The sequence below is a fragment of the Ruminococcus sp. genome, assembly GCF_016283395.1.
This window is the reverse complement of record NZ_JAEEMU010000039.1, coordinates 12,697-36,473: the sequence shown is the minus strand read 5'-3', so window position 1 is coordinate 36,473 and position 23,777 is coordinate 12,697. Positions and strand designations below refer to the sequence as shown.

42 protein-coding genes are annotated in these 23,777 nt (G+C 36.7%); 37 read left to right on the top strand and 5 right to left on the bottom strand.

Features of this window, described 5'->3' with window-relative positions:
* The first annotated feature begins 460 nt into the window (after nt 1–460).
* Entirely contained in the window at nt 461–1,513 is a 1,053-nt protein-coding gene (locus QZZ41_RS07710) for a replication initiation protein (RefSeq protein WP_295070080.1), read from the top strand.
* Nucleotides 1,514–1,557: 44 nt separating this feature from the next.
* Here QZZ41_RS07710 and QZZ41_RS07705 read toward each other — a convergent pair whose 3' ends face one another.
* From QZZ41_RS07705 to QZZ41_RS07690, 4 genes are all read right to left on the bottom strand, one after another.
* Nucleotides 1,558–2,682, bottom strand: a complete 1,125-nt coding sequence (locus tag QZZ41_RS07705) for a site-2 protease family protein (protein WP_295070078.1) — start codon at nt 2,680–2,682, stop codon at nt 1,558–1,560.
* Between the two features lie 822 nt (nt 2,683–3,504).
* A complete protein-coding gene (locus QZZ41_RS07700; RefSeq protein ID WP_295070076.1) occupies nt 3,505–4,509 on the bottom strand; it encodes a replication initiation protein in 1,005 nt (334 codons plus the stop codon).
* A gap of 1,627 nt (nt 4,510–6,136) precedes the next feature.
* Entirely contained in the window at nt 6,137–7,312 is a 1,176-nt protein-coding gene (locus QZZ41_RS07695; RefSeq protein ID WP_295070074.1) for a ParB N-terminal domain-containing protein, read from the bottom strand.
* Nucleotides 7,313–7,316: 4 nt separating this feature from the next.
* A complete protein-coding gene (locus QZZ41_RS07690; protein WP_295070073.1) occupies nt 7,317–8,093 on the bottom strand; it encodes a ParA family protein in 777 nt (258 codons plus the stop codon).
* Between the two features lie 406 nt (nt 8,094–8,499).
* On the opposite strand from QZZ41_RS07690, the gene QZZ41_RS07685 reads away from it, so the two are divergent.
* The 7 genes from QZZ41_RS07685 (at nt 8,500) to QZZ41_RS07655 (ending at nt 15,051) form a co-directional block, all read left to right on the top strand.
* Nucleotides 8,500–8,706 (top strand): hypothetical protein, encoded by a 207-nt coding sequence (locus QZZ41_RS07685; RefSeq protein WP_295070072.1) that lies wholly within the window; start codon nt 8,500–8,502, stop codon nt 8,704–8,706.
* A 70-nt stretch (nt 8,707–8,776) separates the two neighbouring features.
* Nucleotides 8,777–8,965 (top strand): hypothetical protein, encoded by a 189-nt coding sequence (locus QZZ41_RS07680; RefSeq protein ID WP_295070070.1) that lies wholly within the window; start codon nt 8,777–8,779, stop codon nt 8,963–8,965.
* Nucleotides 8,966–8,992: 27 nt separating this feature from the next.
* Nucleotides 8,993–9,175: a hypothetical protein gene (locus QZZ41_RS07675; protein WP_295070068.1), complete on the top strand. Its 183-nt coding sequence runs from the start codon at nt 8,993–8,995 to the stop codon at nt 9,173–9,175.
* 100 nt (nt 9,176–9,275) lie between these two features.
* Nucleotides 9,276–12,368 (top strand): type 2 lanthipeptide synthetase LanM, encoded by a 3,093-nt coding sequence (gene lanM, locus QZZ41_RS07670; protein WP_295070066.1) that lies wholly within the window; start codon nt 9,276–9,278, stop codon nt 12,366–12,368.
* A gap of 12 nt (nt 12,369–12,380) precedes the next feature.
* Nucleotides 12,381–14,525, top strand: a complete 2,145-nt coding sequence (locus QZZ41_RS07665; RefSeq protein ID WP_295070064.1) for a peptidase domain-containing ABC transporter — start codon at nt 12,381–12,383, stop codon at nt 14,523–14,525.
* Between the two features lie 45 nt (nt 14,526–14,570).
* Nucleotides 14,571–14,804, top strand: a complete 234-nt coding sequence (locus QZZ41_RS07660; protein WP_295070062.1) for a hypothetical protein — start codon at nt 14,571–14,573, stop codon at nt 14,802–14,804.
* A 40-nt stretch (nt 14,805–14,844) separates the two neighbouring features.
* Entirely contained in the window at nt 14,845–15,051 is a 207-nt protein-coding gene (locus tag QZZ41_RS07655) for a hypothetical protein (protein ID WP_295070060.1), read from the top strand.
* 136 nt (nt 15,052–15,187) lie between these two features.
* On the opposite strand, the gene QZZ41_RS07650 is transcribed toward QZZ41_RS07655, so the two are convergent.
* Nucleotides 15,188–15,640, bottom strand: a complete 453-nt coding sequence (locus tag QZZ41_RS07650) for a hypothetical protein (protein ID WP_295070058.1) — start codon at nt 15,638–15,640, stop codon at nt 15,188–15,190.
* An 815-nt stretch (nt 15,641–16,455) separates the two neighbouring features.
* Between QZZ41_RS07650 and QZZ41_RS07645 the strand changes: the two genes are divergently transcribed.
* The 29 genes from QZZ41_RS07645 (at nt 16,456) to QZZ41_RS07505 (ending at nt 23,771) form a co-directional block, all read left to right on the top strand.
* Nucleotides 16,456–16,590 (top strand): hypothetical protein, encoded by a 135-nt coding sequence (locus QZZ41_RS07645; RefSeq protein WP_295070056.1) that lies wholly within the window; start codon nt 16,456–16,458, stop codon nt 16,588–16,590.
* 28 nt (nt 16,591–16,618) lie between these two features.
* Entirely contained in the window at nt 16,619–16,768 is a 150-nt protein-coding gene (locus QZZ41_RS07640; RefSeq protein WP_295070054.1) for a hypothetical protein, read from the top strand.
* Between the two features lie 18 nt (nt 16,769–16,786).
* Nucleotides 16,787–16,909, top strand: a complete 123-nt coding sequence (locus QZZ41_RS07635) for a hypothetical protein (protein WP_295070052.1) — start codon at nt 16,787–16,789, stop codon at nt 16,907–16,909.
* 49 nt (nt 16,910–16,958) lie between these two features.
* Nucleotides 16,959–17,096 carry a hypothetical protein gene (locus QZZ41_RS07630; protein ID WP_295070050.1) on the top strand — a complete coding sequence of 46 codons (138 nt, stop codon included), beginning with the start codon at nt 16,959–16,961 and terminating at the stop codon, nt 17,094–17,096.
* 44 nt (nt 17,097–17,140) lie between these two features.
* Nucleotides 17,141–17,287, top strand: coding sequence for a hypothetical protein (locus tag QZZ41_RS07625; RefSeq protein ID WP_295070048.1), 147 nt, complete (start codon nt 17,141–17,143; stop codon nt 17,285–17,287).
* A 52-nt stretch (nt 17,288–17,339) separates the two neighbouring features.
* On the top strand, nt 17,340–17,468 hold the full coding sequence (locus QZZ41_RS07620) for a hypothetical protein (protein WP_295070047.1): 129 nt from the start codon (nt 17,340–17,342) through the stop codon (nt 17,466–17,468).
* Nucleotides 17,469–17,662: 194 nt separating this feature from the next.
* A complete protein-coding gene (locus tag QZZ41_RS07615; RefSeq protein ID WP_295070045.1) occupies nt 17,663–17,794 on the top strand; it encodes a hypothetical protein in 132 nt (43 codons plus the stop codon).
* Nucleotides 17,795–17,835: 41 nt separating this feature from the next.
* Nucleotides 17,836–17,982 (top strand): hypothetical protein, encoded by a 147-nt coding sequence (locus tag QZZ41_RS07610; RefSeq protein ID WP_295070044.1) that lies wholly within the window; start codon nt 17,836–17,838, stop codon nt 17,980–17,982.
* Nucleotides 17,983–18,002: 20 nt separating this feature from the next.
* The gene (locus tag QZZ41_RS07605) at nt 18,003–18,137 is read left to right on the top strand and encodes a class IIb bacteriocin, lactobin A/cerein 7B family (protein WP_295070042.1); all 135 of its coding nucleotides are present in this window, start codon (nt 18,003–18,005) and stop codon (nt 18,135–18,137) included.
* 42 nt (nt 18,138–18,179) lie between these two features.
* Nucleotides 18,180–18,311, top strand: coding sequence for a class IIb bacteriocin, lactobin A/cerein 7B family (locus tag QZZ41_RS07600; protein ID WP_295070040.1), 132 nt, complete (start codon nt 18,180–18,182; stop codon nt 18,309–18,311).
* 168 nt (nt 18,312–18,479) lie between these two features.
* Entirely contained in the window at nt 18,480–18,617 is a 138-nt protein-coding gene (locus QZZ41_RS07595) for a hypothetical protein (RefSeq protein WP_295070038.1), read from the top strand.
* Nucleotides 18,618–18,642: 25 nt separating this feature from the next.
* Complete coding sequence (locus tag QZZ41_RS07590; RefSeq protein ID WP_295070036.1) at nt 18,643–18,786, top strand: hypothetical protein; 144 nt, start codon at nt 18,643–18,645, stop codon at nt 18,784–18,786.
* 41 nt (nt 18,787–18,827) lie between these two features.
* Nucleotides 18,828–19,022: a hypothetical protein gene (locus QZZ41_RS07585; RefSeq protein ID WP_295070034.1), complete on the top strand. Its 195-nt coding sequence runs from the start codon at nt 18,828–18,830 to the stop codon at nt 19,020–19,022.
* Between the two features lie 19 nt (nt 19,023–19,041).
* Entirely contained in the window at nt 19,042–19,191 is a 150-nt protein-coding gene (locus QZZ41_RS07580; RefSeq protein ID WP_295070032.1) for a hypothetical protein, read from the top strand.
* Between the two features lie 67 nt (nt 19,192–19,258).
* A complete protein-coding gene (locus QZZ41_RS07575) occupies nt 19,259–19,426 on the top strand; it encodes a hypothetical protein (protein ID WP_295070030.1) in 168 nt (55 codons plus the stop codon).
* Between the two features lie 22 nt (nt 19,427–19,448).
* Nucleotides 19,449–19,664 carry a hypothetical protein gene (locus QZZ41_RS07570; RefSeq protein ID WP_295070028.1) on the top strand — a complete coding sequence of 72 codons (216 nt, stop codon included), beginning with the start codon at nt 19,449–19,451 and terminating at the stop codon, nt 19,662–19,664.
* A 60-nt stretch (nt 19,665–19,724) separates the two neighbouring features.
* Nucleotides 19,725–19,892 (top strand): hypothetical protein, encoded by a 168-nt coding sequence (locus QZZ41_RS07565; RefSeq protein WP_295070026.1) that lies wholly within the window; start codon nt 19,725–19,727, stop codon nt 19,890–19,892.
* Nucleotides 19,893–20,106: 214 nt separating this feature from the next.
* A complete protein-coding gene (locus QZZ41_RS07560) occupies nt 20,107–20,262 on the top strand; it encodes a class IIb bacteriocin, lactobin A/cerein 7B family (protein ID WP_295070024.1) in 156 nt (51 codons plus the stop codon).
* Nucleotides 20,263–20,526: 264 nt separating this feature from the next.
* Nucleotides 20,527–20,673: a hypothetical protein gene (locus tag QZZ41_RS07555; protein ID WP_295070021.1), complete on the top strand. Its 147-nt coding sequence runs from the start codon at nt 20,527–20,529 to the stop codon at nt 20,671–20,673.
* Between the two features lie 351 nt (nt 20,674–21,024).
* Nucleotides 21,025–21,189, top strand: a complete 165-nt coding sequence (locus QZZ41_RS07550) for a hypothetical protein (RefSeq protein WP_295070019.1) — start codon at nt 21,025–21,027, stop codon at nt 21,187–21,189.
* A gap of 154 nt (nt 21,190–21,343) precedes the next feature.
* Nucleotides 21,344–21,478 carry a bacteriocin gene (locus QZZ41_RS07545; protein ID WP_295070018.1) on the top strand — a complete coding sequence of 45 codons (135 nt, stop codon included), beginning with the start codon at nt 21,344–21,346 and terminating at the stop codon, nt 21,476–21,478.
* Between the two features lie 48 nt (nt 21,479–21,526).
* Nucleotides 21,527–21,682 carry a hypothetical protein gene (locus QZZ41_RS07540; RefSeq protein ID WP_295070016.1) on the top strand — a complete coding sequence of 52 codons (156 nt, stop codon included), beginning with the start codon at nt 21,527–21,529 and terminating at the stop codon, nt 21,680–21,682.
* 307 nt (nt 21,683–21,989) lie between these two features.
* Nucleotides 21,990–22,124 carry a hypothetical protein gene (locus QZZ41_RS07535; RefSeq protein ID WP_295070014.1) on the top strand — a complete coding sequence of 45 codons (135 nt, stop codon included), beginning with the start codon at nt 21,990–21,992 and terminating at the stop codon, nt 22,122–22,124.
* 27 nt (nt 22,125–22,151) lie between these two features.
* Nucleotides 22,152–22,289, top strand: a complete 138-nt coding sequence (locus QZZ41_RS07530; protein WP_295070013.1) for a hypothetical protein — start codon at nt 22,152–22,154, stop codon at nt 22,287–22,289.
* Nucleotides 22,290–22,356: 67 nt separating this feature from the next.
* Nucleotides 22,357–22,482, top strand: a complete 126-nt coding sequence (locus QZZ41_RS07525; protein WP_295070011.1) for a hypothetical protein — start codon at nt 22,357–22,359, stop codon at nt 22,480–22,482.
* Nucleotides 22,483–22,494: 12 nt separating this feature from the next.
* Nucleotides 22,495–22,638: a class IIb bacteriocin, lactobin A/cerein 7B family gene (locus QZZ41_RS07520; protein WP_295070009.1), complete on the top strand. Its 144-nt coding sequence runs from the start codon at nt 22,495–22,497 to the stop codon at nt 22,636–22,638.
* 513 nt (nt 22,639–23,151) lie between these two features.
* Nucleotides 23,152–23,286, top strand: a complete 135-nt coding sequence (locus tag QZZ41_RS07515; RefSeq protein WP_295070007.1) for a hypothetical protein — start codon at nt 23,152–23,154, stop codon at nt 23,284–23,286.
* Between the two features lie 130 nt (nt 23,287–23,416).
* Nucleotides 23,417–23,560 carry a bacteriocin gene (locus QZZ41_RS07510; RefSeq protein WP_295070005.1) on the top strand — a complete coding sequence of 48 codons (144 nt, stop codon included), beginning with the start codon at nt 23,417–23,419 and terminating at the stop codon, nt 23,558–23,560.
* Between the two features lie 22 nt (nt 23,561–23,582).
* Nucleotides 23,583–23,771 (top strand): hypothetical protein, encoded by a 189-nt coding sequence (locus QZZ41_RS07505; RefSeq protein ID WP_295070003.1) that lies wholly within the window; start codon nt 23,583–23,585, stop codon nt 23,769–23,771.
* Nucleotides 23,772–23,777: the final 6 nt, after the last annotated feature.

Genomic DNA, 23,777 nt, shown 5'->3' with positions numbered 1-23,777 from the left:
TAGCATAAGCCATTAAAAATGTCAATCTTATCAAACTATTTTAGCAAAAATTGTTATACCAATCATAAAAAGTAAGAATTATGACTTTCAACAGTACCAACATTTTTCAACAGCTTATTATCGGTCGGTCAGTCGGTCAAAAATTTCTCTATTGATTGATAGATTGATTTAATACTTGATTTAATATTGATTTAATACTTGATTTCGGCTATCGCAAACGACGGTAAATAGCACCTTTGCGGAATCAATTACGTACTTTATATTTCTGATTACGTACTTTGCATTTCTCAATTACGTACTTTATATTTCCGATTACGTACTTTGCATTTCTCAATTACGTACTTTCTATTTCTGATTACGTACTTTCTATTTCTGATTACGTACCGATTATTTCTTAATTACGTACTTCACTATTGACAAGTACTTAATGCTGTGATATACTTTTATCGGGGTGATTACAGTGTCTAAAATTTATGAAACAGCAATAGTTGAAAAAAGAAATGTACTTAACGAACTCAGAAGCAACAATATGACTGTGCAGGAGCTTCGTTTTTTCAGCATCTACTTATCCAGGATCAATCCCTGGGATCTCTCTACACGAGCAGTAAGATTTCCTATAGAAGATTTTCAGCGCATAATGAATTTTGGGAAACTCAATATAGGTCAGCTGCGTGCAAGCACAGACAGTCTGCTGACAAAGCTCGTTCACATTCCGACTGAAAGAGGCGGATATACTGCTTTTCAGCTTTTTAAGGAATGCCGTATAGATCAGGATGATGACGGCAAGTGGTATATGGAGATAGACGCCCATGATAAGGCACTTCCGCTTATGTTTGACTTCAAAAGCCATTATTTCAAGTATGAGCTCTGGAACGCTTTGCGTCTTAAATCTGCTAATCAGGTGCGTATGTACGAGATACTGAAGCAGTATGAGTCAATAGGAAAGCGTGAGATCGAAGTCAAGGAGCTTAGGGCTCTGCTTGGCGTTTCTGATCACGAATACTCTGATCGTACAGGCTGGTCGAATTTCAAAAAGAAAGTCCTTGACAGCTGCCAGCAGGCTCTGAAAGAGACAACGGATATATGCTTCACCTATGAGCGCGGAAGAACGGGTGCAGGCGGAAGATGGCTGTCTATTATTTTTTACATAAGCAGGAATGAAGAGTATATAGATCAGCTCACTCTCGATGAATTTATAGATATGCAGCCAAAGTCTGAAATAGTTGATGCTTTGCTAGATCACGAAATAGAAAATGTCATTGAAACAAAAGAGAATGATTACGGTTCTGAGCTTGCAAATTTTCTGGGCAGAGATGCGCTTAATGATGAGTTTACTTCCGATCAGGTCAGAGTGCTTCAGGATCTTACAATGAAAGCAGTTCCAAGTCATGACCATATCGAGATGTGCAATTATCTTGTAAGTCAGATCAATAAGATGAATGTTTATTCTCCAAAAAAAGAAAAGAGATTTTCGTATCTTTGCCGTATGATAGAAACGGATATTGAGGAATAAATTAAAAGCTCCCTATGTGTAAACACAGGGAGCTTTTTTAGTATTTAACTTTGTAAAGCGGCTTCTTTACGTGATTTTATGAAGTCTATGAGTTTGAGTTCGGCAGTGACTTCACCCTCGATAGGGTATGTGTCTTTGAGCTTCATGGCTGCCTGATATTCCTTTTCAGCAGCCTCTTCATCATGCTTGTACAGCAATTGATAAGCATACATTTGTCTGCGCTTTGATATTAATGTTTTACCTGCTGCGGTTATGAAGTTGGCAAGCTCGTTGTCATATATCTTGTCTATTTCTTCAGCCGGAGCATTATTCATTATCTTGCAGAACATAAGCTCAGAACGACTTTCAAGCTGATAATATTTGATCGTGTTATTATCGGCACTTTCAGAAAAGAGTTTTTCTGCGCCTTCAAAGTCTAAACTGTCAATGTGTGCTTCACCTTTGAGCACTTTTTCGACTACATCATAGAAACCTTCAGCACCAAGATCATACAACTCAGGAGGTATCTGAGAAGGCGTTGAGCCGTTAAAAAGAAGACCATTGACTTTGAGTGCTTTGTACATAGCAACTCTCTCAGCTGGTTTTCGCAGCATCATAAGTATGTTATAACCATCATTCGGAATTTGTCCCTTTCTGGGGATAAGATTCATAAGAGCTTGAAAAAGTGATAACATTCCTAATATCAGAAAAAAAGGTCTTAGAATATTGCTGTGAGTAGCAAATGCTATAGGAAAAGCTATAAGCGCGGTGATAAAATTGAAAAGTCCGCCGCCTAAGTGATAGAGAAAGCAGGGAACTTTTTTAGGATCATTACTATCAGGCGGCATAAGTATACACTGTCCGCCTGTGCCTTGTATGGAGAATTTTTTGAATTCAAATTTATTGTTGCGCTTTATCAGAGAAAGAGAGCCTACCCTGAATAAGAGATACTTATATCCTGTAATCAATCCGCAGACAAGATGTCCGGTCTCATGTATTATTACTGTAAGCAGAAAGGAAACAAAAAATGAGACAAACGTTGAAATTATAATAACTGTGTTATTGCCTCCGTTTGTTGATACCGACTCTCCAAATATATGTTTTATTATTTTTCCTGCCAGTATTCCGCCGCCAAAGCAGCCAATTATAAATACAACTAAAATCAGTATTGTTTTTAAAGTTTTTTTCATGTTAAGACTCCTTATCACGTTTGAAAATATAATGGTTTAATTCTTATTGCATGATTATTATATAGCAGTTGATTTTATCTGTCAAGCAAGGATATTATGCTTTCTTTTTATTGTAAAATATTTTTATTGCATGCTTTCTGGATACATGTTTTTTCATTCCCTTTCAAAAAATAGTCAAGGGTTTAAGGGAGATTCCCTTACGCTGCAGAGCTGTCACACTGAAAATATTTTCATTTTTTTCTCAGCGTGATTCTGTTATGTCAGAGCTCTGAGGGAGCTTTGCCGAAACAGGTATTGCGTGACGGTACCCTTTTTGACAAAAGGGCACATTTCTGCTTTGACATATCATGTCAAAATAGATATTGCGTGACAGTATCCGTCCTGACGAACGGATATATTTTTTCTTTCCGATAGTGCAGATTTAATTGATTTGTGAGCAAGTCTGTTTGTTATGGAACTTAAAAAGTGATGTACTAACCAAGCAATTTGTTGACTTGCACGTATCGTATTGAGCAGCTTTTTTCTTGTAAACAAATTATGTCTAAATTGTAAACAGCACTCCTGCTGCTATTTTTGTACTTGCTTCTAAAATTGAAAAAAATGAAAATTTTTAAAGTAGATTTGTATGATATCAGTCCATTTGAGCGAGAGTTCTATTACAAAAATACGAGCTCTTTTTTCAAAAAAAGAGAGCGACTTTTGTCGCTCTTATTTCTTTTCAAGTTGTTCTTGATGAAATATTTTGGCTTCAGAAAATTGAAAATTTTTGAAATTGCACTGAGTGCAAATCCAAAAATTTTTTATGATTCGTATCACAAGTTTTCAGATTTTTTCATTTCTGATAATGCCGAGGATGTATGCTTTTAAATTAGCCGGATCGTTATTTACGGCAGTCTGATACAGGCGTTTGAACGACAAAAATATATTTTCATAGCTTTTTTCTTGCATGGCATAATATATCTCTTTGACATCGTTCTTTGTAAGATCGTCTGCAAAAAGTATCATGTTCTGGAGCTCAGGTGAAAGCCGTTCGGCATTTTCTTCGCTGTCATTTCCTTTGACTTTTTTCAGATCAATATATTCTGCAATTTCGGATTCAAATAATGTCATCTGTGTATTTACGGGAACATTTTTTGAGATATGAAAGATAATAGTCAGCCATTTTCCTCCCGCACCTGTTTTACCTCGTTCATAAGTATAGGAAATATCCGTGATCTCTTTAAGAGCTTTCTGACAACTGTCGAGTACTCCTTTTTTGAAATCTGACCACCCGGTCCTGCTTGAATACTCTGTATCAGATATACCAAGTAATTCTCGAAGATCTTTTACTGATAGTTCTCTTTTTCCTAATTTCTCATACTGTTTTAATATCTCATACATTCTTATTTGGTTTGGTGATCTAAGACGCAAAGCATTCCAAAGTTCATATCTGAAATAGCGTTCTTTAAAATCGAACATCAGAGGCATAGCTGCGTTACTGGCGCTTATTTCTACAAACCATTCACCATTGCTGTTCTTATCTACTTTGCATTTATCAAACAATACTATTCCTTCAAAGCCTCCGCTTTCGAGTGGAATAAAAACTTTTTTTCCTAATATACTATCTGCGCTGTTTTTTAATTGCTGTATATTCAGCTTTCCAAAATCCATTATTTTTTTAAAGTCGGCAAACGGAAATTTTACGCTTCTTGTATTTTCATCTCTTGGATTAATTTTTGACAGATAAATTGAAAAGAAACGCAATTCCTGCAGCGTTAAATTACTTGCTCTAATTTCATTTAATACATTTCTTTTTTCAATTATGGCAGTTTCAAATAATTCTGACATATATGATCACCTCAAAGAAATACTTACAAAAATAATTATACCACTAATTACGGTGTTAGTCAATATAGTTCTCCGTAATTAAGAAATGCTGTTACCGTAATTGGAAATATGAAACCCGTAATTAAGAAATATCGTTGCCGTAATCAAGAAATATCGTTGCCGTAATTGATTCTGCAAATATGCTATTTTGCGTTGTTTACGATAGCCGAAAGTATATTATAAAATATATCTTAAAATAACTATCAAACAAACATGGATGGATTGACTGATAATAAGCAAGTTTCAAAAATGCTCACCTGCTAAGGGAGTAGGTACACGACTGGAGCTAGTGTATATAAGAAAAAAGCTCTCCTAAATGGAGAGCCTTTATACTTGTCATTAATAATATTTGTAACCGCAGTCTATACAAACATTTGAATTATTATATCTATGCCTGAAAGTTGCATAAGTTCTGCCGCAAGAACAAGAATATACAATATAGCAACCATATCTAAAAGAAACCCTGTTATAGTTACAATGATGTGCAGCATGAGCCGACAGTGTGTTTGCTGACTTAGGATTTATTTCCTTTGACATAGTTGTGTCAGTACCGAGCAAAGTAAATGCCATTGCTGTTGCTAAAATCTTTTTGATTATGTTCTTCATTTGTATCAAATCCTTTACAACAATATTTAAGGCTAAATATTGCCCTATGTATACATGATAACTCATTTTGCATATTTTATTAAGATATTTACTACTATGATTTTTAATAAAAAAAGCTCCCCTTGCGGAGAGCTTTTTTTTAATAATATTTTGCAATGACGCTTTCAACACGATTTGATATTCCGTCACAAGCACTATGATACATTATTTTAATGATATCCCATATAACTCCGGCCATTTTAATACACTCCTTTCAATAAGATTTTGATAATTAAATATTATCAGTTTTATTCTTTTTTTCAAGGATAATAGAGTAAATATTGTAAAACATGGAGCAAGTAGACTTTGTTATGTTGCGCACGACAGAAACCAGATATAATATGAAGAAAATCAATTACGGTATTGCTTGAATGTTGTAACCGTAAATAAGGAATAAAGAACCCGTAATTGAATAAATAGCAATGAAAATTTTTGATTTTGCACTTGGTGCAAATCCGAAAATTTATATGATTCAGATTACAACCACTAAGAATTTTTTATTGGTGTGGATCAAGAAATGATCTGGTGGGAATTGATTCTGCAAATATGCTATTTTGCGTTGTTTGCGATAGCCGAAAATAAAAATATATCTTACAAAGGCGTTGCAAGTTATGGACAGGGGTTCAATTCCCCTCGCCGCTGACATATGGGCTAATTCATCAGCACATTTTGATATTATAGGCGTGAGAGTTCAAATCTCTCACTCCGTTTTTAGGTGCAAGCGCACGACTGGAACTCGTGTTTACAATCTCAGATATGATATAAAATAGAGAAAAAATTACGGTATCGTTTGAATGTCATAACTGTAAACAAGAAATAAAGAACCCGTAATTGAATAAACAGCAACGAAAATTTTTGGATTTGCACTGAGTGCAAATCCAAAAATTTCACAATAAAAAAGCAGGCTTTTTGCCTGCTTTTCGTGTTTTATAAAAATTGCACTTTAATTTTTATCTTGTGAGATACGGTATTTTTCAATAAGGGAACTTATCTTTTCCAGTTCCTTGGAAGGAGCTAATCCCATAAGCTTTTTGACTGATGCCTCAAGTTTCTGAACTTCTTTTGATATAAGTTCTGTGTCATCGGGCTTGGGCTGAGACTTTTTTCTGCTCTTTGAAAATTCCTTGAATATCTTATCTATGTCCTTGCCCTGGAGCTGAAGCATCTTTTCTTTCTCTTCGTCCAGTTCTTTGAGGATCTTTTCGTATTTACGGATATCTTCATTAAGGTCGTTGATCTGCTTAAATATCGCTTCCTCGTCGGTACCTTCCTGTGAGAGCATGATCGTAAGAGGAGGTATCTTTTCCCTTGTGCTTTCAAGGCGTTTGCTGTAGTAAGCATAGGAGGCCTTGTTCTTGGAAAGAGAATTGTTTGATTTTGAGATCACATTCTTTGAAAGCTTGGTAAAGTCGAGAGCTTTCTGAACAGAGCCTTTTGTATCCTTCTGGTTTCCTGCGGCAATAAGATCAGCGGCATAGTCCTGATAGTCTTCCGGGAGCTGCGCAAAGGCTGCTGCAGTGTTTATGTCTATAATGTCGGAGAATAGAAGCTCTTTCAGCCCCTCTGAGAGCTCTGAGGATATGCTTATAAGCTTTGAAGCCTGTCGAGGGTGTATATTAAAGGCTTCGGAGACATAGCTGTTAAACGCGCTTACAGACGCCTTATCGTTGATGCTAAATCTTTTTATTTTTTCTTTGAAATCATTTATAATGTGTATCTTTTCTTCTGTGCTGTATTCTCTGGTCTCACTGTTGGCAAAGAAGAGCAGCTTCAGTATCTCAAATTCGGACAGTCCGCTTTTTATGTTTGCCTTTATTGTATCTCTTCCAAGGTACTTCATAGCCTTTGTGCGGCGTTCGCCTGAGATGAGGAGATACTGATCGGGACTAGTTTCCGCTACGGTGATGTTGTGGATAAGTCCGTTTTCCTTGATGTTTTCGGCTAAGCTCTGTATTTCTTCATCGGTATCGTTAGCACTGAAAACATTATCCTCATTCATTATTATAGAGCTGATAGGTATCATTTCGGTCCTGTCAGCTTTATTTTTAGCCTTTTTGGCTTCATCGCCCAGCTTGGCAAATCTGTCAGCTGCATTGGTTGGATTGAACTTTTTAGCCATTTATTCAGATCTCTCCTTTGATTATCTGTTCCAGCTCTTTCGCTACTTTTATGTAATCATTGGTGACTTCTTCCTTTTTGCCGTATACGATCAGGGGAGAATGCTCCGCAAGACTCTTTTCGACTACGGTAGTCTTTCTGATCTCGGTATCAAAGAAGTGGTATGAATCGAGATTTGTTTTGAACTGTTCTATATAGTAACGCTGAGCGGTGGTATTCTCACGCTTTGTGAAAAGTATGCCTGCGACTTTGAGGTTGTCGTTTACATCTGACTGTACATTGGAAATGAACTCTGTCATTGCAAAAATACTGTCTATGCCGTATTCCGTAGCTTCACAGGGGAGTATGGTGTAATTGCTGGCTGTGAGAGCGTTTGTGGTAAGGTTGTTTCTTGCAGGGGGACAGTCTATGAATATGTAGTCGAATTCGCCGTCCAGCTCGCGGAGCTTCTTCTTTAAGACGAATTCCTTTGCCGTAGGGAGCATCATAAGCTGAGTGTCGGCATTGTCGAGGTTGACATTTGCAGGTATAAGTTTAAGGTTATCTATATCGGTGTCGATGATAGCTTCTTTTATGGGAGTATCCTTGCACAGCACATCGTATATGCTGATCTCGTCCTTTGAGATGAACTTGTTAAGGTATGTGGTTGCATTTGCCTGTGGATCTATATCTGCTAAAAGTACGCGCTTTTTATAGGTGTGGGCGAATATGGCTGCTAAATTTACGCTGGCTGTAGTCTTTCCTGCGCCGCCCTTTCTATTTAATAAGGATATAACGATCATATCTTTGCCTTTCTGAGGTTTTTTCTTTATTATATCATGTATCGGTCGCGTTTTCAATGATTTTTCGAGGATTTTTGGATTTGCACTCAGTGCAATTTCAAAAATTTCAGACAAAATATGCCTTGAAAACGTTGTTTTTTACCATTTACTCCTGTGAAAAATACGTTTACTCCGTTTTGATAGCGGAAACGCAGAATGAGGAGTATAGTATAATCATGCAAGGGGAAAAACAACAGAATTCCTCAAAAAACAGCAATATTTACTCACTATGAAAAATGTCCTGTTTACTCCGATAAGGTAGAGAGAAAACGGAAAAAGTATTATAGTTAATACAGAAAAACAGATCCGGTATGAAAAATTCAAAACCAGATGATATTAAAAAAATTTGAAATAGGAGAATGCAGAAATGTTTAAGAAAAGCAGCAAAATCGCAAAGATCTCTCTTCTCGAGGAAGTTGATGACAAATATCTTGAAGAGGGCGCAGGTACCTCAAAGGTCGGCTCTGCAATAGGTTCGAGTGCTTACATTCAACCGGATATGTTTAGAGCGTTTGATACAGACTATGGACGCAGGACAGGTACTTTCCGATCGTTCGGAAGAAAATTATTCTGATTCATATAACTGTTTTTAAATAAATAGTTATTGATTATATTAAAATTAAATGATTAAAGGAGAAAAAACAATGTCAGAAAAGAAAACAACAGAAATGAACGAGCTTCTTGAAGAAGCAAACGAAATGTCACTTGGTGAGGAGACAGGCGCAGGTTTTATCAATCCAATCGCAACAATAGTCCGTGGCTGCGGTTTAATACATACCATCTCAGCAGAGTGTTTCCCAGGCCGCAGATCATGCAACCCATTTTCAAAGTAATTAAAAAATAATAAGGAGAAAAAAACAATGTCAGAAAAGAAAACAACAGAAATGAATGAGCTTCTTGAAGAAGCAAACGAAATGTCACTTGGCGAGGAAGCAGGCGGCGGTATTACACCTTCAGTAATCGCTTCAATTGCAGCTTGCGGACCTATCATAACAACACTTGTAACCAAAGGCGTCGTTTGCTATAGACCACGCACTAAGTAATTATAAAAAACTAAAGATTTGCTATACTGATCCTTTTCAGTTCCATACTGAAAAGGATCAGTATTAAAACAAAAATAACTAATGAAAGTTGGATAATAAAATGAGAATGCTTACAAAAGAATCTACAATAGAAACATGGACAAAGCTTTTACCTAACGTAAAGGACACAGAAGAACTTAATAACTATATTGAAGAATACTGGGGCTGTACTTTAGATGAGGTCCTTGAAAACTACGATTCTGAAGCTGATTCTCAGACAGAATTAATTGAAAACTTAATTACCGAAAATACTGCTGCAGATTACAGCACTGTTTATGATGCTATGTTTTCTGCAGTTACAGATAAATATACATGGAATGAATTTTTCCGCCCGCTGCTCAGAAATGCAGGTGAGCAGATAATTGAGATGGTTAAATCCTGCAGTATTATCGAAGATAAAGAACTTTTATGCGAAGATACATTCACAGCACTTTATACACAGTGCTATGATATAGCATTCAGAGTTATCCTTCAGGAATTTGGTTATACAAAGAAAGAGGATAAGCTCTCAGGTGAAAATGAAACTGAGATGCAGGAACAGTTTAACGAGATGCTTAAGGATCCCGAGTTCCTTACAGGTGTTTATAATAATTACCCTGAGCTTATTCGTCTGTTAGACGTAAGATGCAGATGGTTCGTAAATATGGCAAGAGAGCTTATCTGCGGTACAGAAAAAGAAATTGAAAATATCAGAACAAAGATAAACAGCAACGTCAGGACCATCAAGCAGATCTCTTTCTCAGAGGGCGACAGCCACAGAGAAGGCAGAATGGTTTGCATCATGACTTTTAACGATGACATCAAGATCGTTTACAAGCCAAGATCTCTTGAAACAGAGGATGCATTCAATGAAGTTATTGATTACTTCAACAAAAACGGCGGTCCTGAATTTAAGGAATTGAAATTATTCAAGTATCACACAACTGATAAGCAGGGCTGGACAGAGTTTATCAACTTTGAGCCTTGCGATAATGAGAGTGAGGTACATGATTACTATAAAAAGATGGGCGAGCTGCTCGGCATAATCTATATGCTCAACGGCAAGGATTTCCACAGCGAAAATATCATTTGCAGCAAGGCAGAGCCTATCCTCATCGATCTCGAAACACTGCTCCATTCTATCGTATTTGATCCGGGTGCAAAGATCGAAGGCGCTTGTGACGAAGCTATAGATATTATCGACAGATCTGTAATGAAGACAGGTTTCCTGCCTATGCAGATCGTTAACCCAAATACTAAGAAGAAGCTCGAAGTCGGCGCTATGGGCCGTCAGAGAGAGCAGGAATCACCATTTATAAGCGTTTCACCTGTAAGAGGTGAGGACGGTGAAATAAAGCTTGAAAAGGTGTTCGGCACTATGGAATCTCACAGCTGCTGTCCTGTACTTAACGGCGAAAAGCAAGATGCTGTTAAGTTTATTGAGGATATTATGGACGGCTTTGAGATGACTTACAAGCTCGTATGCGGAGATAAGCAGGCTTTTGTTCAGTGCATCACAGATGCATTTACTGCAAAGATGAACAGAGTTATCGTTCGTTCTACTAATATTTATGATCAGATCGTAAGAACAAGCTGTCATCCGCTCCTTTTCAGAAATGCATGGGACAGAAAGATGTTCCTGCTCAAGATAATTGCTGTTACTGACAGAAGCAGAATAAGCAAAGGTCTTGTGCGCTCAGAGTTAAGAGATATGTACAACGGTGATATCCCTTACTTTATGTGTACTTCTGAAGGAAATGAACTCATCGATTCAGAGGGCATTGCTACAGGTCAGATGTTTGACAAGTCTCTTCTCAGCAGTGCTGTCGACACTATTCTGAGCATGAATGATCTCGATATGAAGAGACAGCTCGGCTTTATCAGCCTCAGCTTTGCTGAAGAGCTTGAAGAAGAAGGCACAACGGCAGATAAGGTAAATGTAAAGAGAAGCTCATGCCCTGAAGAGATCAAAAACAAGACTTTAACCAAGGAAGATTACCTTGAGCGTATATTACAGATAACAGAGGAAAAGAGTATTCAGCATCCCGGACATGAAGTCAGCAATATCATCTGGCTCAACATTAACAGGAGCCCTGACTGGCCGACCTTCGTATCATACATGAGAACTGATATCTACGGCGGTCTTTCCGGAATGTATCTCTATCTTATGGCTCACAGCCGTGCTACAGGAAATAAGAAGGCTCTTGAATACGCAAAGCGTATAGAAACCGAGCTTGAGTATAACCTTGAAAAGGTATTATCAAATGACGATGTTGACCTCAGCGGATTTGTTGGTGCTTCGGGCATTATCTACTCATTCGCTCGTGAGGGAGCTGACAAGGCTAAGGTCGCAAGTATTTTTAATGCTCTTGTAAAGAATGTAAAGATATCAAAGATGTCACAGACTGACTTCCTTGCAGGTATTGCAGGTCTTATGAAGCTTTTGATCTATGTATACAAGAAGCTCGATGGCTTTGACGGCTTCAGCAATGAGGATAAGGAACTTGCAAGAGCAAGGATCAGAGAGTGCGCTGATGAGCTTATTGCAAGAGCTGATTATGAGAATGAAAATGCACTCTACTGGGGCGTTGAAGGCTATACAGGATATGCTCACGGTGTGGCAGGAATAGTTGATGCATTTGCTGATTATTATGAATTCAGCCATGATGAAAGAGCTATTGATATTATTGAAAAAGGCTGTGCTTATGTAGAGTCTTGCAGAGTAATAGATAACAACCGCGATAACTGGGCAAGAGATAAGAAGCGCAGCGACGTTTCTATCAACTGGTGCCACGGTGCTCCCGGAATCGCTTTAATGAAGATGAGATTAGCAGAAGTCTTCGGTGATAAATTCGTAACACGCAGTGATCTTGAGGAGATCGCTGAAATTATCAGAAATAACGGCTATGGCGTGGATCATTGCCTTTGCCATGGCGACATGGGAAATCTGATGATACTCAAGAGACTTGCTAAGGTCCTTGGAAATAAGGAGCTTCAGGAATTCTGCATGGAACAGTACAGAATTGCTGTTGAAGGCATGAAGGAAAAGGTTTTCGGTGATTATTTCTACTATTCAGAGGATACTTCATTCATGCTCGGACCTCAGGCTCTTGCAGTCGGAATACTTGACATGGAATACAACGAGAATATGCTTGATATTCTTACTTTAAGATAATAGGTGAAATTAATGAAACATCGTCTTAAATTTATTGAACAGATGCAGCAGACAGAGTGCGGACTCTGCTGTGCAGGTATGCTTATGAACTATTACGGCTATAATATCAGCATCAGTTCTCTCAGAGCTGAAAATGATATTGGTCGTGACGGAAGTTCACTTTTACAAGTAAAAAATCTTCTGAAGAAACACGGTTTTGATGTTAAGGTATACAGAACAGTGTTCGAGGGGCTCAAGGAACTTAAAGAGCCTACCATCGTTCTCTGGGAACACAGACATTACATCGTTGTAAAGAAGATATACAAGAATAAGGTAAAGGTAATAGATCCTGAATACGGAACCCTTACATATTCGATCGAAGAATTCAAGGAAGGCTTCAGCGGCTTTGCAATCTATGCTCAGCCTACCGAAAATATGCCTGAACCTGAAGAAAAACCAAAATTCTCAAAGAATATAATACCTTTGTTATTTAAGAACAAATGGCTGTATTTAGGTATTCTGATATGCTCGATAGCAACTTATGTCGGCTCAGTCGGATTTCCTATCATAATACAGAAGCTTATAGATGAACTTAGCCGCGAAAGCGTAATGTCGAAAGTGCCTTTCGTACTCGCAGCGGGTGCAGCATATATCCTTTTTGAATTTTTGAAAAGTACACAGCTGATATATTTGCAGGCAAATATAGATCAGGATATAAACAATGGTATCTTCCATAAGCTGCTGCGGCTGCCGTATAAATTCTTTGATATGAGAAATAAATCAGATATTCTCGTATCTATGAGCAGCGGTATGGCAATAAGAGACGTTCTTGTAAGACAGATAATAGATGGACTCATAGAATGCGGCGCGATCACTGTAATAATGGTATATCTCTTCAAGCAGAATGTTATGCTTGCGATAATATCACTTATAGTTTTTGCAATAGAATTCTTCATAATGTTTGCAGTACAGTTTGTACTCAAAGAAAGAGGAATGTCTATGATAGCTTCTCAGAAGAAGCTTCAGGAAGTTCAGACAGAGACTATCTTCTCAATGCTGAATGTTAAGATGCTTTCACTTGAAGAGTCAGTCCGCAAAAAGTGGGATTCACGCTTTGCGGTATACAAGAGAAACTTCACACACCGTGAACTTCTTGGAAACGCTCTCAGTGTATGCAGCTTTGCTATAGTAAATGTAGTTCCGCTCATATTGCTTATCGTAAGCCTTATGTTTGCATGGGACGGCAGAATGACACTCGGTACAGCACTGGCTTTCTATTCGCTTTCAGGTACTTTCTTCTCACTTGCAAGTTCTGTATGTACAATGTTTATCAGCATAGTAAACAGCACTATGTATATCGACAGAATCTCTGATATCATGGATCAGAAGGAAGCTGAATCGAACGAAGGCAAGCCTAAGATCGATATTGACGGTAATATCGAGCTTGAAAACGTATCTTTCAGATATTCAAAAAACTCAGATGATGTTCTTAAAGATATCAGTCTTTCGATCAAGAAGGGCGAGAAGGTCGCACTGGTCGGAAGATCTGGTTCTGGAAAGAGCACTCTTGCCAAGCTTCTGGTAGGTATTTATCAACCCGGCAGCGGCGAGGTCTATCTTGACAATCACAAGCTTAGTGAGATCGATACATCTTATGCATACAGACAGATGGGCATAGTTCCTCAGGAAATCACCCTGTTCAATAAGTCTATTTATGAGAATATCGTTGCAAATCGTGATGATATTACTCAGGAGGACGTTGAAGAAGCCTGCAGAATAGTCGGCATCGCAGATGATATCGAAAGAATGCCGATGAGATACAATACTATCGTATCAGATATGGGCATGAATTTCTCAGGCGGACAGAGACAGCGCCTTGCTCTGGCAAGAGCTTTGGCAGGAAAGCCAAAAATACTCGTACTCGATGAGGCTACAAGCGCTCTTGATAATATATACGAAAAGTCTATATCCGATCAGTTACAGGATATCAAGGTAACAAGAATAGTTATCGCTCACAGACTTTCTACTGTATACGATGCAGATAAGATCGTAGTAGTCGAAAAGGGACAAATAGCTGAAGTCGGAACACATGAAGAGCTTATTCGTAAGGGCGGCATTTATAAGAGCCTTTATGAGCATGAGGATAATGTACCGATAGGCTATACTGAATCAGCATAATATTTTATATATTAAATTCAAATAAATTTAAAGGAGAAAAACAAAATGTCAGAAAACACTAAAAAGTCAATGGAAATCAACAGCCTTCTCGAAGAAACAGAGGAGCTCGCAATCGGCGCAGGTATAAGCAGCAAGATCATATCTGTTGCAACACCTGTCTCAAGTGCACTCATAACACCTATCTCGAGTGCAAATCCAAGCGTAAGCATCAATGTTGTCTGCCTTACAGTTGTAACAAGAGGCGGTTCCAGATGCGTTGTTAAGTCGGCGCTTAAGTAATAATCCCACCAAAAAACTAACTTTAAAGGAGAAAAACAAAATGTCAGAAAATGTTAAAAAGTCAATGGAAATCAACAGCCTTCTCGAAGAAACAGAGGAGCTCTCAATCGGTGCAGGTGCAACTGCTGCAGGTAATCTTATAATCTCAAGCGCAATCACAACACTGCCACGCGTTAGCATCAATCTCAGCTGTCTTACAGTTGTAACAAGAGATTATAAATGCCTTATTAAGCCTGTGCTTCGCTAATCTAAAACAACAATTATAAAAAGTCTCCTATGGTGTGATCTAACCATAGGAGACATTTTTTGTTATTGTGTATATAAGAGAAAGACAATTTTAAGCAGTACTTAGTTTTTTATTTCTCCTGTGTGGCAAGAGCTATTTAAAAAAAATTGATAGTATAGTGTAATTTTTCACCTTTATAAAAGCCATGGCGCTCCTGCTTTTTTACTTTTTTTACACCACATATTGTACATCTTTTTGTTACAATGCGTTCTTCGTAATAAACATTAACAATATGTATAATGTGTTTCGGACAAGCAGTTTTTCCAAGATGTTTTTGGCGTTTAAACCATTCTCCGTACTCTGTTTGCCAACTGTGGTTTAAACAGTCTATTTTTCCTGTAATTTGTCCACAGCTCTTGCATTTTTTGTACCCATCATCTGGTACATAATTTACGATTTTTTTACCATTTTGTATTGAACCATCATGGTACTGACAATTTGCAGAGTTTGCCGTAAGTGTGTTACTATAAGTAGTTTTTACAGCTGAACCCGTTCCAAGAAGTGACAAAGCCATTGCCGCTGTTGCAATTTGTTTGATAATTTTTTTCATTCGTTTACATCCTTTGCAAAATCTAAGGCGCTAAATAGTTCTCAATAATATAATACAACGATTGAGTAGTTTTGTCAAATTATCTCTTGCTAAGTAATTAAGGTCAAAGAAGCTGCTATTGGTGGCGATCACAGCAGCTTGCTGAGCTATGCAGTAATTGTAGCTGTGTTTACAGCAGCAGAAGATAGGAGCGATTTGTGTCATGCATTAGCAATGACATAGTTGAGTGCATGAAACGTGCAGTTTTTGACTTCTGATAATCGTTCGTTACTGCTGATTTTGTAGGTAAATAGCCATTTTTCATGACTTTTTTACCGTTTACTCTTAAAAAAAAGGTAATTACTCTTTTTTTATAGCGAAAAATATCAGAACGTAGTATAGTATAATCAGAACAAAGAACAACAAGAAAAAATCATAAGCAAATGTGAATATTTATTCACTGCAAAAAATAGCTTGTTTACTCCGAAAAGATTGTAAAAATCAAAGGATAAAGCTATAATAAATACAGAAACACAGAGATAAATTAAAAGCACAAGCTGATAAAAAAGTGTGGTCTTAGTATTATTATATAATGAATAATTATTTACTAAAACGAATATTTATTCACTACAAAAAAACGACTGTTAACTCAGGATTTGTAGAAGAAAAAATAAGAACAGATTATAATAAGCTTGTAAGATGAACAAAGAAAAGCGAAGAAAAACAAAATTCAACAAAGCATATGTCCAGGCAAATATCTTAGTAATTATCAAGGTTCAAATTTAGGAAGAATCCTAACAAAAACAAAATATTAAACTAAAAAAGGAGAAGTTATTATGAGCACAAATTTCGCAGAACTCAATGCACAGGAAATGAATGAAGTAAATGGCGGAGCAAAGGTTAAAGCATCACTGGCTCTGGCTGTTGCAGCATATGTTGCATATAAGATAGGCAATTGTTTTAAGAAGTAATAAGCATATCGAGAATTAGGAGGAAATTATGGAACATCAGAATAACTTCAATTATCTCAATATCAATGAAATGACGGATATCAACGGAGGATATCATCCCTTTGGCTGGTCAACAGGGATATTGGTCGATCCCGTTCCGATAAAAATATCGGGGATCAGTTTATTAAAGAGAAGATAATTCTAAGAGGTAAGAAAAATGAGTGATTTTACAGAACTCAACTCTAAGGAAATGAATGAAACTAATGGCGGTCTGACAACTATCATCGTACCTGTTTTATTAGCTTTAGGTGCAGTAATATATAAGGCCTGCCAGTGTTAGAAGTAATATATAACTATAATTCTATAATAAGTAAAGGAGAAAAAAGATCATGTTTACAGAGCTTAATTCTATGGAAATGAAAGAGATCAACGGCGGTTGCATCTGCACTGCTATTGATAATGACTATATCTGCGAGGGTACTCCTGTCAGCAGATTCAAGAAGCTTTTTACAAGATTTTCTAAGTAACAGACTTTAGTACATATATTTAATAATATAAAGGAGAAAGCAAAATGGATAACTTTGTAGAACTCAGTGACGAAGAGATCAGCGAGATAGGCGGTGGATTTGTTGTTTCGGAGCCGATCTTTGACAAACGCGTAATCGATATTAATCCACCAATAAAGTTAAAGAAGCGTTTCACTTGGATATTCAGATAATGATGTCCTGAAAAGGATATTTTTATAAAATTAAAGAAGGAGGAAGCTTAAAATGGCTGATAATTTTAAGGAGCTTGACGCTAAGGAATGTGACAAGACAAATGGTGGAACTTCTATTTATATACCTGCAGACCTTAGGCGCACTATAAGAGAATCTTTACTTCGACAGTTAAAGAAGTAAACATATATTTATAATTCTATAATGAAAAAGGAGAAAATTATCATGAACAAGGATTTTAAAGAGCTTCCACCTAATGATAAAGAAGAAGTAAACGGCGGTAGATCCATATGTTTGCCTGATTGGCGAAATATTTTACTGCCGAAGAAAAAATAATATAAACCCATATTCTATAATGTAAAAAAGGAGAAATAACAATGGCTAATTTTGCAGAACTCAGCGCACAGGAAATGAACGAGACTAATGGTGGATCTGTACCTACACTTCCAATTAAGATCGCTACATATCTTACTGCTGCATACCTTGTATACAGAGCTACAAGAAAGTAATGTTACAGGATAATTCTATAATTTAAAGGGAGAATACTAAAATGATGACTAATTTTGTAAGACTTAATCCGGACGAGCTTAATGCATTAAACGGCGGTATGGTTACTATCCTGCCTGTAAGACCGATCAGACCTATTGATACTATTCGTCCTGTCAGACCTATCAGACCGGTTTATTATTACGTTTGATAACAAAGGAGAAAACTAAAATGAGCAAGTTTACAGAGCTTTCAGCTAAGGAAATGAACGAGACAGACGGCGGAGTTATCCCGTTGGTCTTTGCAGGTTTTGTTGTAGCTACTACAGCTATATATGCTGCATGCTATAACGTTCTTAAGAAGTAATTAAACAATATAATTCTATAAATATTAAAGGAGAAATAAAAAATGGCTAACTTTACAGAACTCAATTCTAAGGAAATGAACGAGACTAACGGTGGATTCCTTCCGATTATCATAGCAATCGGTGCAGGTGTTGCAGGTGCAGCATACGCTGCATATCAGGCTTCACATAAGTAATTAAACAGTATAATTCTATAAAAATATTATAAGTATTTTATGGCTAATTACAGGGGATAGTGTACGTGTTTGCTTTGGATCGGTACGGTGAACAGGATCCTGTATCGGCAGGTGAAGTGAATTTGTTTATCCTTGAAATAGCATGATTTCACAGAAGGAGATTATAAAATGAATACTTATTCTTCAGATACTGATTTTAAGAAAAATAACAGCGTTAAGGGCGAATATGGTGATGATACCATTATCAGGATAATTTCTTTCCCGTTTGGCGGCACACCATTTGTAACATCCCGAGGACGTTTCTAAATGAAAATAAAAGGAGAAATTAAAAATGGCTAATTTCGCAGAACTCAATGCTAAGGAAATGGACGAGACTAACGGCGGTTCCCTTCCAATGATTCCAACTAAAGCTATCGTATTCGGTGCAAGTGTATTATATACAGCATATGCTTTGTACCAGGCTAAAAGAAAGTAATATAGCAAGATAATTCTACAAATATACAGGAGACAAACAAAATGACTTTTGCAATACTTAACGCAGCAGAAATGAATTACACTAATGGCGGATATATCAATCCAAGCTTTATGTGGCAGGATACAAGACCTGTTTACTTTGTAAAGAGAAACGGTCAACTCATGGTCACTCGTGAATTTAATCCTGTAACAGATCAGCTTATGATCGGCAGTGCTATTAGCGCTTTTACAAAGTAAGATCATGGAGGATAATATAATGGCTGATAATTTTAAAGAGCTTGATCCTAAAGAAATGGACGCTACTAATGGCGGTTCTTCAAAATACAATGTAATGGACTCAATAAAAGATGCTATATACGATACCAGGATCGGAAAATTTGTAAAACGTCTTTATGGATGGCTGTAATCAACATATTAAAAAGAATATAATATCGATACACTAAAAAATATAACAATAATGGAGGAAATTAAAAATGAGCAAATTTACAGAACTTAATGCAACAGAAATAACAGAAGTAAACGGTGGCGGCGTACTTGATAAGGCAAAGACTTTTGTATCAACCGCTGCAACATGCTGGGTAAGCGGCTGCAAGTATCTTTGGAACAGCACAAAGGATTTTGTTAGCGGTCTCTTTGACTAATTATTGATAGGAGAAAAATATCATGTCAGAAAAGAAAACAACAGAAATGAACGAGCTTCTCGATGAAGCAAAGGATATGGAACTCGGTGACGAGACAGGCGCATCAGCAGGTGCTGCAATTGCGATCAGCGTAGCTATCACAGCAGGTGCATACGTTGCCGCAACAAAAGCATATAGATGTGGCGCAGTGATGACTGTATCAGCAGAGTGCAATGGCTCACGCAAGTCTTGCAGATAATCAAAAACTTATAATATATGATCTAAAAAACAACGAAAGATATTCAGGAGGAAAATAACAATGGCTAAATTTACAGAACTTAATGCAGCAGAAATGACAGAAGTAAACGGCGGCAGCGTACTTTCTCAGGCAAAGAATCTGGTAAAGGAGTTTACCGGAAACTGGATCAGCGGCTGTAAGTATCTTTGGAACAGCACAAAGGATTTTGTTAGCGGTCTCTTTGACTAATTGTTGATAAGTAATAATATAAGGTTTTAATGATATTGACTGCAACATTTTCTCTCGGAACAGGTGCAGTAAAGACAATGGAACAGGCAGAAAAGTAATAATGATACGTATATGAGATACGAATAAGAGTGCCATCTATACTTGTCGGATACCAGCCTTTAGCGAAGGTATGTATGCAGCAATATCGTGCCCGAATACATAAGAAGATAATAAAATGAGCAAGAATTTTACAGAACTTAATACAAAAGAGCTCATGAACACAGATGGCGGCATCTTTGGTATTGACGACGTTGCTTTAGCATGTGTAATTGGTATTGGCACTGCTGTCGCTTACGGCGCAACATACGTTTATAATCATTATATCAAGTAATCTAAACATATAGAATTCTAAGGACATTAATAGATTTATTGGTGGTTCATTTTTTGACAGTGTAATTACCAGTATAGTTAGAGGCATAGTATATGGCATTCTATTCCCCAGAAAACATTGACTCAACTTTAAGCAAGAGCACCTTGGAATTAACATACATCAATGCAAGTATCTACTCAGAATCGGCGCAGTGAATTATCCTGCGTTGGTAGGCAGAGTTATATATGCAGCAGAAAATAGAACTATAAATAAGGAGAAACGAAAATGGCTAATTTTGTAGTACTTAACACAAGTGAACTCAATAAGCTCAATGGCGGATATTATTATGATCCCAAAACGGTCTACAATCCAGGTCCAATCAAGTTCCCGGGACCAATAATCACCTTCCCAGGTCCAATTATTTGCTATTGATTTAGCATACAGCTATTTAAAGAAGTAATCTGACGAGCAGATTATAGTAAATATCGAAAATAACCATTCTAACTCAGTTTAGAATATTTATAAGCATATAACATACGAAATATAATTTGTCAGCAGCAGGCTATATCAGGACAGGCTAAAGCAGGTTATGAAACAGGCAGAGAAGTAATAATGATACGTATATGAGATACGAAAAGAGTGCCATTTATACATATGCCGAGAGTAGACTTTTCTGAACAGAGATATGATAGAAATATCATATCGAGCCTGGGTGCGGCAAAAATGATAAGTTTTTTATCACAGAAATACAATTTAATAATGAAATATAAGGAGAAAATAATAATGGCTAATTTTACAGAACTTTCAGCTAAGGATATTAATGAAGTTAATGGCGGTCGTATATTACCGTACATTATTACTACAGGTCCGATAATAACACCGTATCTTCCTGTAATCGTACTCGGTGCTGCAGCAGCAGGTGCTGTTAGTGCAGCTTTAAAGAAGTAATTTGCACAGCAAATTATTACAAATATCGAAACCAAGCCTTTAGGCTTAATATATATAAATGAAATGCAGCATAAAAACTCAAAACCGGCGCGGTGAATCATCCTGCGTCGGTAGGCAGAGTTTATACATTGCAGCATAAAAAAGGAGAAACAAAATGGCTAATTTTGTAGTACTTAATACTAATGAACTCAATAAGGTAAACGGCGGATTTATTGCAGTAAGTCCAGATAGTCCGTTTTATCAGACCTATCTGCGTTTGTTAAAGCTTGGGATATCGTTTTTAATCTAATGCAGATCTATCAAAGAATAATCTATAATAAATACAGGAGAAATGAAAATGAACAACTTTGTTGTACTTAATGCCAATGAACTCGATACGGCAAACGGCGGAACTACCGGCAAACTTATCAGCAGCGGCAGATACATACTTCCGATATGTCCTCGGGTCAAAATGATCCCTAACCTTCAGAGTTGCTCGTTTATCTTAGGATAATCATTAACAAGAGAAAATAAGCATTCTAACTAAGTTTAGAATATTTATAAGTATATAACATACGAAATATAATTTGTCAGCAACAGGCTATCTCAGAACAGGCTAAAGTAGGTTATGAAACAGGCAGAGAAGTAATAATGATACGTATAAAGAGATACGAAAAGAGTGCCATTTATACATATGCCAAGAGTAGACTTTTCTGAACAAAGATATGATAGAAATATCATATCGAGCCTGAGTGCGGCAAAATGATAAGGTTTTTATCACAGAAATACAATTTAATAATGAAATATAAGGAGAAAATAAAATGAACAATTTTGTAGTACTTAATGCTAATGATCTCGGTAAGATCAACGGTGGATTTGTATATATGCCTGAAAATCCAAGAAAAGGCAAATTCACAATCCCAAGAATTGAAATTCCGGGAACTATCTGCTGGTAATTTAAATTTAATAAAGGAGAAAAATAAATGAGCAAATTTACAGAACTTACAGCTAAAGAAATGAACGCAACTGATGGTGGACTTTTGGTATTGCCACTTGTACCATTGATTGTTATTGGTGCAGGAGCAGTAGCAGGTTATGTTGGTGCAGCTTTAAAGAAGTAATCTAAAATACAAACTAATATAAGAAAATAATCATAGCAATTTATAACTATAAGAAAGAGAAATAAAAATGGCTAATTTTATCATACTTAATGCAAATGAACTTAATAAAATGAATGGCGGATGCTATTGGAGAGGATCAAATATTCCGAGTTCAATGCCAGTATTTCCATTCACAATTAAACTTGTTAAATAAGGGAGATATAAAATGAAAAATTTTACAGAGCTTTCAGCTAAAGATATGAACGAGACAGATGGCGGTATCATTGTGACTACAGCAGCTATTGTAGCAGGTGTAATTGCTGCTACTGTTGGTGCTTATGGATTTTATACTGGTTACAAAAGCCGCTAAAATAGAGGCATACTCTATAATATACTAATTATAAAATATTGGAAAAATAATAATGAACCACTTTGTTGTACTTAACGCAAGTTAACTCGATAAGGTGAACGTCGGAACTGTCGGCAAACTTATAGGCGGCAGATACATACTTCCGATACGTCCTCGGGTTAAAGTGATCCCGAACCTTCAGAGTTGCTCGTTTATCTTAGGATAAACATTAACAAGGGAAAATAAGCATTCTAACTGAGTTTAGAATATTTATAAGTATATAATACAAGAAAATATATTTGTCAGCATCAGGCTATATCAGAGCAGGCTAAAGTAGGTTATGAAACAGGCAGAGAAGTAATGATGATACGTATAAAGAGATACGAAAAGAGTGCCATTTATACATATGCCGAGAGTAGACTTTTCTGAACAGAGATATGATAGAAATATCATATCGAGCCTGAGTGCGGCAAAATGATAAGATTTTTATTACAGAAATACAATTTAATAATGAAATATAAGGAGAAAATAAAAATGGCTAAATTTACAGAACTTTCAGCTAAAGATATGAACGAAACAAATGGTGGATTTGTATTTCCACTTATAGCTATGGGCGCATTAGCTGTAGCAATAGTAGGCGAAGTTTATTCTTACTGCCAAAATAACTAATAACTATAGAAAACAAATCTTATATGGCTTAATTTAAATGCAAAGTATCAACTCGAAATCGACACGGTGAATTATCCTGCGTCAGTAGGCAGAATTTATACATTGCAGCATAGAAAAAGGAGAAACAAAGATGGCTAATTTTATCGTACTTAACGCAAATGAACTCAATAAGGTAAATGGCGGAATGATATTTATCTCTAATGTAAGAGATATCCTTTTCCCTAATCCCGGACCGATCTATAATCCGAAAAACCGCACAACATTTCCATATTGATTGGTATAAATAAAGAAAACTTATGATGAACAATGGTTTTATAAAGCTTGATGCTAAGAATATGACAGAGGTAAGTGGCGGAGGTGTCAAGGAAATTGTTGGTGCTGCTATAAATTATGTAGTACATAATCCGATTATTACCTTACCAACACCTGCATTGGCTGAGTTTACAGCAACACTTCCACAAGTAATATTCACACATAAAAGATAAAAGGAG

Bases quoted from the DNA above. Each gene is read 5' to 3' on its own strand.
- QZZ41_RS07515 (WP_295070007.1), top strand. From the start codon at position 23,152: ATGGCTAAATTTACAGAACTTTCAGCTAAAGATATGAACGAAACAAAT.
- QZZ41_RS07680 (WP_295070070.1), top strand. From the start codon at position 8,777: ATGTCAGAAAAGAAAACAACAGAAATGAACGAGCTTCTTGAAGAAGCA.
- QZZ41_RS07695 (WP_295070074.1), bottom strand. From the start codon at position 7,312: ATGGCTAAAAAGTTCAATCCAACCAATGCAGCTGACAGATTTGCCAAG.
- QZZ41_RS07585 (WP_295070034.1), top strand. From the start codon at position 18,828: ATGACTTTTGCAATACTTAACGCAGCAGAAATGAATTACACTAATGGC.
- QZZ41_RS07525 (WP_295070011.1), top strand. From the start codon at position 22,357: ATGGCTAATTTTATCATACTTAATGCAAATGAACTTAATAAAATGAAT.
- QZZ41_RS07650 (WP_295070058.1), bottom strand. From the start codon at position 15,640: ATGAAAAAAATTATCAAACAAATTGCAACAGCGGCAATGGCTTTGTCA.
- QZZ41_RS07690 (WP_295070073.1), bottom strand. From the start codon at position 8,093: ATGATCGTTATATCCTTATTAAATAGAAAGGGCGGCGCAGGAAAGACT.
- QZZ41_RS07595 (WP_295070038.1), top strand. From the start codon at position 18,480: ATGAATACTTATTCTTCAGATACTGATTTTAAGAAAAATAACAGCGTT.
- QZZ41_RS07640 (WP_295070054.1), top strand. From the start codon at position 16,619: ATGGAACATCAGAATAACTTCAATTATCTCAATATCAATGAAATGACG.
- QZZ41_RS07570 (WP_295070028.1), top strand. From the start codon at position 19,449: ATGTCAGAAAAGAAAACAACAGAAATGAACGAGCTTCTCGATGAAGCA.
- QZZ41_RS07645 (WP_295070056.1), top strand. From the start codon at position 16,456: ATGAGCACAAATTTCGCAGAACTCAATGCACAGGAAATGAATGAAGTA.
- QZZ41_RS07620 (WP_295070047.1), top strand. From the start codon at position 17,340: ATGGCTGATAATTTTAAGGAGCTTGACGCTAAGGAATGTGACAAGACA.
- QZZ41_RS07665 (WP_295070064.1), top strand. From the start codon at position 12,381: ATGAAACATCGTCTTAAATTTATTGAACAGATGCAGCAGACAGAGTGC.
- QZZ41_RS07685 (WP_295070072.1), top strand. From the start codon at position 8,500: ATGTTTAAGAAAAGCAGCAAAATCGCAAAGATCTCTCTTCTCGAGGAA.
- QZZ41_RS07655 (WP_295070060.1), top strand. From the start codon at position 14,845: ATGTCAGAAAATGTTAAAAAGTCAATGGAAATCAACAGCCTTCTCGAA.
- QZZ41_RS07520 (WP_295070009.1), top strand. From the start codon at position 22,495: ATGAAAAATTTTACAGAGCTTTCAGCTAAAGATATGAACGAGACAGAT.
- QZZ41_RS07555 (WP_295070021.1), top strand. From the start codon at position 20,527: ATGGCTAATTTTGTAGTACTTAACACAAGTGAACTCAATAAGCTCAAT.
- QZZ41_RS07575 (WP_295070030.1), top strand. From the start codon at position 19,259: ATGAGCAAATTTACAGAACTTAATGCAACAGAAATAACAGAAGTAAAC.
- QZZ41_RS07565 (WP_295070026.1), top strand. From the start codon at position 19,725: ATGGCTAAATTTACAGAACTTAATGCAGCAGAAATGACAGAAGTAAAC.
- QZZ41_RS07600 (WP_295070040.1), top strand. From the start codon at position 18,180: ATGGCTAACTTTACAGAACTCAATTCTAAGGAAATGAACGAGACTAAC.
- QZZ41_RS07625 (WP_295070048.1), top strand. From the start codon at position 17,141: ATGGATAACTTTGTAGAACTCAGTGACGAAGAGATCAGCGAGATAGGC.
- QZZ41_RS07505 (WP_295070003.1), top strand. From the start codon at position 23,583: ATGATGAACAATGGTTTTATAAAGCTTGATGCTAAGAATATGACAGAG.
- QZZ41_RS07590 (WP_295070036.1), top strand. From the start codon at position 18,643: ATGGCTAATTTCGCAGAACTCAATGCTAAGGAAATGGACGAGACTAAC.
- QZZ41_RS07635 (WP_295070052.1), top strand. From the start codon at position 16,787: ATGAGTGATTTTACAGAACTCAACTCTAAGGAAATGAATGAAACTAAT.
- QZZ41_RS07545 (WP_295070018.1), top strand. From the start codon at position 21,344: ATGGCTAATTTTGTAGTACTTAATACTAATGAACTCAATAAGGTAAAC.
- QZZ41_RS07535 (WP_295070014.1), top strand. From the start codon at position 21,990: ATGAACAATTTTGTAGTACTTAATGCTAATGATCTCGGTAAGATCAAC.
- QZZ41_RS07560 (WP_295070024.1), top strand. From the start codon at position 20,107: ATGAGCAAGAATTTTACAGAACTTAATACAAAAGAGCTCATGAACACA.
- QZZ41_RS07580 (WP_295070032.1), top strand. From the start codon at position 19,042: ATGGCTGATAATTTTAAAGAGCTTGATCCTAAAGAAATGGACGCTACT.
- lanM (WP_295070066.1), top strand. From the start codon at position 9,276: ATGAGAATGCTTACAAAAGAATCTACAATAGAAACATGGACAAAGCTT.
- QZZ41_RS07550 (WP_295070019.1), top strand. From the start codon at position 21,025: ATGGCTAATTTTACAGAACTTTCAGCTAAGGATATTAATGAAGTTAAT.
- QZZ41_RS07660 (WP_295070062.1), top strand. From the start codon at position 14,571: ATGTCAGAAAACACTAAAAAGTCAATGGAAATCAACAGCCTTCTCGAA.
- QZZ41_RS07510 (WP_295070005.1), top strand. From the start codon at position 23,417: ATGGCTAATTTTATCGTACTTAACGCAAATGAACTCAATAAGGTAAAT.
- QZZ41_RS07605 (WP_295070042.1), top strand. From the start codon at position 18,003: ATGAGCAAGTTTACAGAGCTTTCAGCTAAGGAAATGAACGAGACAGAC.
- QZZ41_RS07540 (WP_295070016.1), top strand. From the start codon at position 21,527: ATGAACAACTTTGTTGTACTTAATGCCAATGAACTCGATACGGCAAAC.
- QZZ41_RS07675 (WP_295070068.1), top strand. From the start codon at position 8,993: ATGTCAGAAAAGAAAACAACAGAAATGAATGAGCTTCTTGAAGAAGCA.
- QZZ41_RS07705 (WP_295070078.1), bottom strand. From the start codon at position 2,682: ATGAAAAAAACTTTAAAAACAATACTGATTTTAGTTGTATTTATAATT.
- QZZ41_RS07530 (WP_295070013.1), top strand. From the start codon at position 22,152: ATGAGCAAATTTACAGAACTTACAGCTAAAGAAATGAACGCAACTGAT.
- QZZ41_RS07630 (WP_295070050.1), top strand. From the start codon at position 16,959: ATGTTTACAGAGCTTAATTCTATGGAAATGAAAGAGATCAACGGCGGT.
- QZZ41_RS07615 (WP_295070045.1), top strand. From the start codon at position 17,663: ATGGCTAATTTTGCAGAACTCAGCGCACAGGAAATGAACGAGACTAAT.
- QZZ41_RS07700 (WP_295070076.1), bottom strand. From the start codon at position 4,509: ATGTCAGAATTATTTGAAACTGCCATAATTGAAAAAAGAAATGTATTA.
- QZZ41_RS07610 (WP_295070044.1), top strand. From the start codon at position 17,836: ATGATGACTAATTTTGTAAGACTTAATCCGGACGAGCTTAATGCATTA.